9 protein-coding genes are annotated in these 8347 nt (G+C 61.8%); all 9 read right to left on the reverse strand.

Annotated features, from left to right (window positions below; genetic code table 11):
* Positions 1 to 38: 38 nt before the first annotated feature.
* Entirely contained in the window at positions 39 to 968 is a 930-nt protein-coding gene (locus ACT3XD_RS06190) for an ABC transporter ATP-binding protein (RefSeq protein WP_133733717.1), read from the reverse strand.
* The gene (ntrB, locus tag ACT3XD_RS06195) at positions 958 to 1803 is read right to left on the reverse strand and encodes a nitrate ABC transporter permease (protein ID WP_133733718.1); all 846 of its coding nucleotides are present in this window, start codon (positions 1801 to 1803) and stop codon (positions 958 to 960) included. Before ntrB ends, ACT3XD_RS06190 begins: the two co-directional genes overlap by 11 nt.
* A gap of 17 nt (positions 1804 to 1820) precedes the next feature.
* Complete coding sequence (locus ACT3XD_RS06200) at positions 1821 to 3209, reverse strand: ABC transporter substrate-binding protein (RefSeq protein ID WP_133733719.1); 1389 nt, start codon at positions 3207 to 3209, stop codon at positions 1821 to 1823.
* 52 nt (positions 3210 to 3261) lie between these two features.
* The gene (locus tag ACT3XD_RS06205; RefSeq protein ID WP_192538746.1) at positions 3262 to 4596 is read right to left on the reverse strand and encodes an FAD-dependent oxidoreductase; all 1335 of its coding nucleotides are present in this window, start codon (positions 4594 to 4596) and stop codon (positions 3262 to 3264) included.
* Positions 4593 to 5762: an acyl-CoA dehydrogenase family protein gene (locus tag ACT3XD_RS06210; protein ID WP_225736222.1), complete on the reverse strand. Its 1170-nt coding sequence runs from the start codon at positions 5760 to 5762 to the stop codon at positions 4593 to 4595. Before ACT3XD_RS06210 ends, ACT3XD_RS06205 begins: the two co-directional genes overlap by 4 nt.
* A gap of 60 nt (positions 5763 to 5822) precedes the next feature.
* A complete protein-coding gene (locus ACT3XD_RS06215) occupies positions 5823 to 6380 on the reverse strand; it encodes an OsmC family protein (protein WP_133733722.1) in 558 nt (185 codons plus the stop codon).
* 485 nt (positions 6381 to 6865) lie between these two features.
* Complete coding sequence (locus ACT3XD_RS06220) at positions 6866 to 7348, reverse strand: hypothetical protein (protein WP_192538747.1); 483 nt, start codon at positions 7346 to 7348, stop codon at positions 6866 to 6868.
* Between the two features lie 195 nt (positions 7349 to 7543).
* Positions 7544 to 7834: an SH3 domain-containing protein gene (locus ACT3XD_RS06225; RefSeq protein WP_225736223.1), complete on the reverse strand. Its 291-nt coding sequence runs from the start codon at positions 7832 to 7834 to the stop codon at positions 7544 to 7546.
* Positions 7835 to 8133: 299 nt separating this feature from the next.
* Positions 8134 to 8347: glutathione binding-like protein (locus ACT3XD_RS06230; RefSeq protein ID WP_444280547.1), on the reverse strand; the 214-nt coding region annotated here is incomplete at its 5' end.

Raw genomic sequence — 8347 nt, forward strand, 5'->3', positions numbered from 1 at the left:
GCTCCTGCTCATGTTGAAAAGGGATTATCGGGGGTGGTTCAGGCCGGCCGAGTCGCGACGCGGGCGGCAGAGATGGCCTCGTCACGCGATGCCACCACCTTCAGGGAATCGAGGCCGGGGCGTACCACGGCGGGCTCGCCGTAGGCCGCGTTGAGGTCTCGATTCACCTGAAGCTGCTTCGAGCGATGCACCAGGAAGTCCACCAGATGATTGCGCAGCCGGTAGAACTGGGGATCGTGGTGCATGGTCTCCCGCTGCCGGTCTCGCGGCAGGGTGTTGATGACGATCTCGGCTATATGCGCCCGGGGGCCATTGCTCATCAGCATAATCTTATCGGCCAGTAGGATCGCCTCATCCACATCGTGGGTGATCATAAAGACCGTCTGCCGGGTGTCGGCACAGATCCTGAGCAGCTCGTCCTGGATAACGCCACGGGTCAGGGCGTCCAGGGCGCCGAAGGGCTCGTCCATCAGCAGCATCTTCGGCTCCACGGCGAAGGCCCGGGCAATACCGACCCGCTGCTTCATGCCCCCGGAGAGTTCGGCAGGCTTCTTCTTCTCGGCGTCCTTGAGGCCGACCATTTTCAGGAAACGAGCCCCGTGTTCGGCCACCTGATTACGCGACCAGCGCGGATGGCGTGAGCACACCGCAAAGGCGATGTTGTCCTCCACGCTCAGCCAGGGCAGCAGCGCATGGCTCTGGAAGACCACGCCGCGATCCAGACTAGGGCCATCCACCTCTTTTCCGGCCATTACGATGCCACCGCGGGTGGCCTGCTCCAGCCCCGCTAGCGCGTTGAGGATGGTGCTCTTGCCACAGCCGGAGTGGCCGATGATGCAGATGAACTCGCCCTTGTGGATGGAGAAGCTGACGTTCTCGAACACCGGCGGCAGATCGCTGCGGTACTGCTTGGTCAGGCCCTCGACCTTGACGAAGGGAGCCTCGTTGCCAGGAGTTTCATTCCACATAGGTCACCTTCCTCTGCAGTTGGGCAAACATTAAGTCCAGTAGCATGCCGATAAGGCCGATCATCAGCACTGCGAAGATCACGTTGTTCAGCGACAGGTTGTTCCACTCGTTCCATACGAAGTAGCCGATGCCGGTCCCCCCCACCAGCATTTCCGCGGCCACGATGACCAGCCAAGCGATGCCCATGGAGATGCGCATGCCAGTGATGATGGTGGGCGCCGCGGCGGGCAGCACCACCCGGAAGGCCTTGCGCAGCGGATTGACCTCCAGGGTGCGGGCCACATCGAGCCAATCCTTGCGTACCGCCGCCACGCCAAAGGCAGTGTTGACCAGCATCGGCCAGATGGAGCAAATGAAGATCACGAAGATCGCCGAGATCGTAGAGTCCTTGATGGTGTAGAGCGCGATGGGCATCCAGGCCAGCGGCGAGATTGGCTTGAGCACCTGGATGAAGGGGTTGAGGGTCTGGTAGAGCAGCGGCGACATGCCGACCAAGAAGCCCAGCGGAATCGCCACAATCATAGCCAGCAGGAAGCCGGAGCCCACCCGCCACAGGGAGTGCATCAACTGGATGCCGATGCCCTTGTCGTTGGGGCCGTTGTCGTAGAAGGGGCTGGCCAGATGCCCTAGGGCGCTGGCACCGAACTCGGCGGGGGTCGGAAACCCGCCGCTCTTCTCGCTCTCAGCGGAGAGCCCCATCAGCATCGCGTACTCGGGATCCAGCCCCTCGTCGCCGGCGGCGATGGTCTGGGTGGCCACGTGCCAGATGGCGACCAGTGCCAGCAGCAGCAGGCAGGAGAGCAAGGCCGCACGTAGTTTCAAAGTCTTGTCCATGGTAATGGTTCCTCAGTTCAGCCGCGATAGAGCGGCAGGCTCTCGAGATAATCATCGGCCCGATGCGGGTCGAAGGTACGCCCCATGACCTCGAAGCTCGGATATCCGTCCAGCGGCGCCTGCTCCGCCTCGGACATGCCTAGCTCGCCCATCTGGCGACGCGCATCAGTCATCAGGAACACCTCCTCAGCCAGTTCCTTGAAGTCGACCTGCTGCTGCAGATAGCCCCAGCGCTTCATTTGGGTCAGCATCCAGGTGGCCATGCCGTACCACGGCATGGGGTCAAAGCCGGAGCGCTCAGGCTCGTCCATGATCCCACCCAGGCCGTCGGCATAGCGCCCGGTCAGTGCCTGGCGAATCACGATTTCCGGCTGATTGAGGTAGTTGGGGGTCGAGATCGCCTCGGAGATGGTCGTGAGATTGGCCGGGTCCCGGGCCATGGCAGCGGCGTTGAGTACCGCCCGATAGAGCGCAGCGAAGGTGTTGGGATTCTCCTGAATGAACGCCTCGGACATGCCGAAGGAGCAGCAAGGGTGGCCGTTCCAGAGGTCCTTGGTCAGCACATGCAGGAAGCCAATCTGGTCATAGACGGCACGCTGGTTGAAGGGGTCGGGTCCCAGGAAGCCATCGATATTGCCGGCGCGCAGGTTGGCCACCATCTCGGCGGGCGGCGTGATCCGCAGCTGCACATCGTGGTCCGGGTCGATTCCGTGCTCGGCCAGGTAGTAGCGCAGCAGGAAGTTATGCATTGAGTATTCGAAGGGAATCGCGAAGCGAAACCCTTTCCAGTTGCGCGGATCGCGGTTCTCCTTGTGTTTCATGGCCAGGGTGATGGCCTGGCCGTTGGTGTTCTGAATGGTGGCTACGCGCATCGGCTGTTGCGAGGAGCCCAGCCCCAGCGAAATGGCCAGCGGCATCGGCGCCAGGAAGTGCGAGGCGTCCAGCTCGCCGTTAAGCATTTGGTCACGCACCAGGGCCCAGCCGGAGCTCTTGATCAGCGAGACGTTCAACCCCTGCTCTGCATAGAAACCCAGCGGTCCCGACATGATCAGCGGCGTGGCGCAGTTGATCGGAATGAAGCCTACTCTAAGGTCCTTCTTCTCCAGTGGCCCCTGGCGCTCTTCCGCCATGGCCTGCAGGCTCTCCATGGGCAGCACACTGGCGATGGCCGCCATGGCGGTGCCCGTCCCCACCGCCTTGAGAAAGCGGCGCCGGGTGGCGTCGTGGGGGAACAGCGCCTTGACCGCAGCGGCCTCGACGAAGTCGCGGGAGAGGTAGTCGGGGTCGCTGGCCCGGGCCTGACGGGCCTCGGCGTCGTGCTGCGCCTGGCTGTCGTGGCGACCGCAGCTGCAGCCACCCAGCCGTGAGTCGCTCGAATAGGGACGGTAGATATTGTTATCGCTCATGGACTTGTCCTCGTGATAATACGGAGTAACCGTGTCGCCGATAGAATCAGGATCAGGCGGCGTGCCGGGCGGCACCAATCTGCAGAGTAGCTACCACCTCCCCACCGAGACGCTGCTCCATCTGCAGCGCCTGCGGGCCGTCATTCAGGATGACCCACTCGCCTTCGGGAACGGGTCGGCCGTGCAGGGTGATCGGCAGGCCTCGGGTCTTGAGCCTGACCACCGGTGCGGCATGGGCATAGCCGGGGTGAGCACGCCCCAGCAGCGCATGAGCAATGGCCTCGGCCTGGCGGGCCAGCGGCTCGATGAAGCGGCATGGTGCATCATCGATGGTGATGCAGTCGCCCAGGGCGAAGACATCGGGGGCACTGGTCTGCAGGGTGTGAGGATCGACCCGGATGCCGTGCTCAAAGTCGAGGCCGGCCTGACGGGCCAGGCGCGGCTCGGTGACCAGCCCCGTCGCCGCCACTACCTGATCCACCACTAGGCGTTTGCCATCCTCCAGCACTACCGCCCGCTCGCCGCTGGCCAGCGGCTCGATGGCGGCGACCTGCGCCTCAGCACGAAACGCGATGCCCAGCGACCGCTGGTTTTCCAGCAGCCGATGGCCAGCGTTCTCGGGCAGCAGCGATGCCAGCGGGTAGCGGTGCCGATCCAGCAGGCTTACCGCATGGCCCGCCCGGGATAGGTCCTCGGCCAGCTCGCAGCCGATCATGCCGCCGCCCACCACCGCGACCCGCACGGGGCCGTCGGACAGCCGGCGTTGCAGCCCGTCCCAGCCGGCCAGATCGTTAACACGCCAGCAGTACTGCGGGGCGAGTGCTGCGGGCAGCGCCGGGGTCGCCCCCAGCGCCAGCACCAGGCCGGTGTAGCTCAGGGTGCCGCGAGTGGTGCGCAGGCGGCGCTGGGCAGGTGAGAGGCCGGTGACGAAGGTCCGAACCAGCAGCTGCACCCCTAGGCGACTCGCTGCCTCGACAGCGGACTCCTTGACCAGCCCGGCAACGTCTAGCCCGCGACTCAGCGCCACCGACAGCTCCGGCTTGTGGTAGCGGTCTCCGTCACAGGCGGTGACCAGGGTGATCGGCAGCTCGCGATCCAGATCACGTAACGCCTCCACTGCGGCCCAGCCGGCCAGACCAGCACCGACCACCACCACGCCGGTGCGACGAGTACCGTTCTCGATGGCCACTGCCTCCACCGGCTCGCGCTTCTCGAAGGGCTCGAAGTCCGCCTTGGTCACGCCACACAGCGGACACTCCCAGTCGTCGGGGATATCCTCAAAGCGGGTCCCTGGGGCCAGGCCGCTGTCCGGGTCGCCCTCCTCCTCGTCGTAGATCAGCCCGCAGGCGCGGCAGATATACTGCTTCCAGGCACGTTCATCGCTCATGACGGCATCTCCTCGCGCATCAGGCGCGCCATCTCCCAGCGCAGGTGCTTGATGGCGGGGGTGACGATGGCCACGAAATGCGCCTCGCGGATGCGGCGCTGGGGCGCCGCGCTCATCAGATAGCCCCGCGCGCCTTGGTGCAGCAGCGCCGACTGCGAAGCCCGCAGCGCCAGCTCGGATCCCTGGACCCGGGCATCCAGCACCTCCAGCAGGTAGTCGCGGCCAGTCTCGAAGGGTGTGCTGGCCAGGGTCAGAGCGCGTTCGCGCAGATCATCCAGCTCCGCCTGTAGCGTATCGGGGCGTTCATCCAAGTGCTGGTTGACGTGCCCCAGAGCCGGCTCCACCTCGCGGATCGAGTCGATGCTGCCCTGGCTGACGCCCAGCGCCATGCCGGCCTGCAGCAGGATGAAGGCGGCCTTGATGCGGGCGATGAAAGGTCGTGCCGGATCGGCGATCAGGTCATCCTTGCTGACGAAGTAATCCTTGAGCACGATGCTCCAGGTGCTCGAGCCCTCCATGCCGGAGAACACCGGGCACTGGCGCAGTTGCACCTCGTCACGGCAGTGCAGCACGAACATAATCTCATGGGAGAGGCTACCGTCGGCCCCTTCGACCCCCGCGATGGCGCCGCAGTACTGCCCGTGGGCAATATGGCTAACCCACGGCAGGGTGCCGCTGACCCGGTAGCCGCCGGGTACCTGACGCGCCCGCAACGCCAGGCTCTCGATGCCCGACAGCGCCTTCATGGGATTGGAGAGCGCGGTACCACCGAAGCTGGCGCCGCTGGCATGGCGCTCCAGAAAGCGGCCGGTAAGCGCTGGATTGCCCGACTGCTCCAGATAGAGGCCGAAGACATCGTGGGCCCACACCAGGAAGCCGGTGGTACCACAGCGCCGACTGATGGCTTCCATGGCGCCGATGGCCCGGTCGAAGCGCTGGCCGTTGCAGGACAGATGCGCCCCCAGGCCACCGGCACGCCCCAGCGACGCCATGATCTCGAGCGGATAGTGGCCCTGGTCGATGCGCCCGGCCATCTCGGCCAGCGGTCCGGCGGCGATCTGCTCGACCTGGCCCAGGAGCCCGACACCGGAATCCGGCAGCGGCGGTGATGGCATGCCCGACACGGGCACAGAGCGGGAGGGGGTGACGGTTGCGGCGTCGATCATGGTCATGACTCCGTGAAAACGTTCGAAGGCCGCGGCACCGGTGACGCCGCGGGGCGCGACTTACTCGGGATCCGCCAGGCCGATGCTGAAGGCGATCGGGTTACGCATGGTGTTGGCCACCGGCGAGTAGAAATTGGCGTGCCGGACGATCTCATCAAGCTCCTCGCGGCTGGCGTCGCCCTCGACCAATACCTTGACGCGGATGTCCTGGAAGCCCATCTCGGGCGGAAGCTTCTCGGCACCGCCAGCGCCCCAGGCCGCGGGGTTGCCGATATCACCTTCCAGGAAGATCTCTAGACGGCTCAGTTTGACCTGCTTCCAGGTGGCCACGGCGGTGATTCCTACCGCCAAGCAACCGCCGAGGCCAGAGAGCACGATCTCGCCGGGCGCTGGCGCGGTGTCCTCACCGAACAGGTGCAGGGGCTCATCCACCACCACCTGGTGTCCGCTGACATGACTGATGGTGCGGTACTGCCCCTCGGTCACGGTGTGCACCTTGTTGGTGCCGCGGCTGGCGGGGTTGCTGTGGCCCTTCTCGGCAAAGGCCATCAGACCGTCACGATCGATGGGGCGCAGCTGGCTCTTCACGGTGGTAGGTGTGTCGGCAAGGGTATTCATGGTCTTCTCCTGTCATTAGGTCGGTAGCGTTTCGGCTTGGCGCACTGCGCGCCCTTGATCTTCATCAAGTCTAAGCAACCGCTAGGCCAAACCTACAAATAGGATAAAAAAATGTTTATTTTTAGATATTTGAAGACATTACCACACCGACAAACCGAAGGGTGACAACTCGACAAAGTCGGACATTTTGTCGGCAATGTCGACAATTGGTGCGTCGCACAAAAGGAAAGATGACAATACCGCGCAGTTGAAGTGGCCGACGCCTCTAGCATCGGAACATGGACAGGCAGCTAGAAACAGAGCGCCCCCGCCGGAAAACCGGCGGGGGCGCTGTCAGATGATACCTTCCAGGGCGCGGGGTCGGCGGCTGCGGCGCCGCGCCAGGGCCTGGGCACCCTTGAGTTGCGCACGGCAGACGTCAGATAAAGTCGCCGCCCCTGGTGGCCGAGTCACCGGCTGACTTCTGGCGAAGACGACACCTAGGGTCATGAGACGCTGCTGGGTAGTAAGCCCTGCGTCGAGTCATTGACTCTATCCCTAGCTTTGCTAATAAAACCCTCGATCAGCGCTTTTGCACGTTCAGCATCCCGTTCGTAAATGAACAGATGATCGAATACGGCTCCACACTGAGGGCCTGCTTTGATGCCTTCGTCATTGAGCACTTTAAGAACAGGACCGAGGAAGCCAATAACGTCGAAAGGGAGCTCTCCATCTGTGGACACGACGCGAAATGGGCCGAAGCAATCCCTAACCGAAGCTTCGGATTTCAAACGCTCTACTGCTTCCTCCTCGACAATAGCTGACACACCGGCTTGGTCATGAATCAAACAACTATAGCGGCCAACACTCGCGACAAACGCGCTCGCAGCATCTTGAGCGGATGCATCGCCAAGATCCAGCATCCAGTACCGTTCAGGCCAGACCTTCAACTTCATATTCGCCCATACCGCAATAGGGTCAATAGACATCCACGTCTCCTAAAATAGTTGTACGGCTACCAACAACTGGCCGCCATAAGCTATCGAGTGAAAAAAGACCTAGCGTCCACAGGAGAAAAACTTAATGGCTTCATTAGCCAGCCACAGTGGCTACTCAGAAACTTCTTTTAAGTTCTCTAATGGTACCCACCCTGATTCTGAGCTGGCAGATTTTTCATACCATACCTAACCATTCAAACTCCTTGTGCCAACCAGTAACTCCCCCTCCAGCACATTGAGCTCTCTTGCCGTATAGTCATCAAGTGCTCGCCCGCTAGGGCCACCGAAGCGCTCAATCACTTGACCAGGTACCCAGCCTGGCTCTTGCCCTGACGTACTGCAAAATAACCAGTTACCCCAGCTTTCAGCCCCTTCATACTCTTCACCAACCGTAAGAAAATCACCTTTTTGGAAAGTAATGGGGCTAGGGAACTCACTTTCATGGGATCTTATAACGAGATATTTCTTAGTACTCATGTGGCTACACAACTCTAGTTAGTATCGAGACCTGGAGGTCCGCAAAGGTCATGGTACCCATCACCCAGAAAGCTATGAAGGCCTACTGCACCAGAGTGGGATTCAGCAGGGCCTGTTTCTACTTGACAACACTGCACGCCAGGGTGGCTTGCTTACGCCGTGCCATCGGCGTGATTTATAGCCCACCGAACGAAGCCTGCGTGCCAACTATCTTGACTCACCGCTACGACAGCTTCATTTACTTTGACGAGGCCCAAGCACTAGCCCCCTTGTAAGAGTGCTTTTATTTATAAAGCCAGCTACGCTTCCAAGCGTCGATGGTATTCATCGATGCAACGTAGCCAGGCAGGACGATCATGACAACGCCCTAAATACGTAGCCACCTTGGGGAATGTGTCTATAAGGTTTGTGTGCAGAATCTGACTTAGCGCAGACGTCATCAGAATATCGGGATAGGTGAACTGGTCCCCAAGCAAATACTTAGTGTCACTTAGCGCATGCTCTAATACATTT

Source organism: Halomonas sp. AOP7-B1-5 (assembly GCF_052353045.1).
GTDB classification, from domain to species: Bacteria; Pseudomonadota; Gammaproteobacteria; order Pseudomonadales; family Halomonadaceae; genus Vreelandella; species Vreelandella colorata.

Bases quoted from the DNA above. Each gene is read 5' to 3' on its own strand.
- ACT3XD_RS06190 (WP_133733717.1), bottom strand. From the start codon at position 968: ATGTGGAATGAAACTCCTGGCAACGAGGCTCCCTTCGTCAAGGTCGAG.
- ntrB (WP_133733718.1), bottom strand. From the start codon at position 1,803: ATGGACAAGACTTTGAAACTACGTGCGGCCTTGCTCTCCTGCCTGCTG.
- ACT3XD_RS06200 (WP_133733719.1), bottom strand. From the start codon at position 3,209: ATGAGCGATAACAATATCTACCGTCCCTATTCGAGCGACTCACGGCTG.
- ACT3XD_RS06205 (WP_192538746.1), bottom strand. From the start codon at position 4,596: ATGAGCGATGAACGTGCCTGGAAGCAGTATATCTGCCGCGCCTGCGGG.
- ACT3XD_RS06210 (WP_225736222.1), bottom strand. From the start codon at position 5,762: ATGATCGACGCCGCAACCGTCACCCCCTCCCGCTCTGTGCCCGTGTCG.
- ACT3XD_RS06215 (WP_133733722.1), bottom strand. From the start codon at position 6,380: ATGAATACCCTTGCCGACACACCTACCACCGTGAAGAGCCAGCTGCGC.
- ACT3XD_RS06220 (WP_192538747.1), bottom strand. From the start codon at position 7,348: ATGTCTATTGACCCTATTGCGGTATGGGCGAATATGAAGTTGAAGGTC.
- ACT3XD_RS06225 (WP_225736223.1), bottom strand. From the start codon at position 7,834: ATGAGTACTAAGAAATATCTCGTTATAAGATCCCATGAAAGTGAGTTC.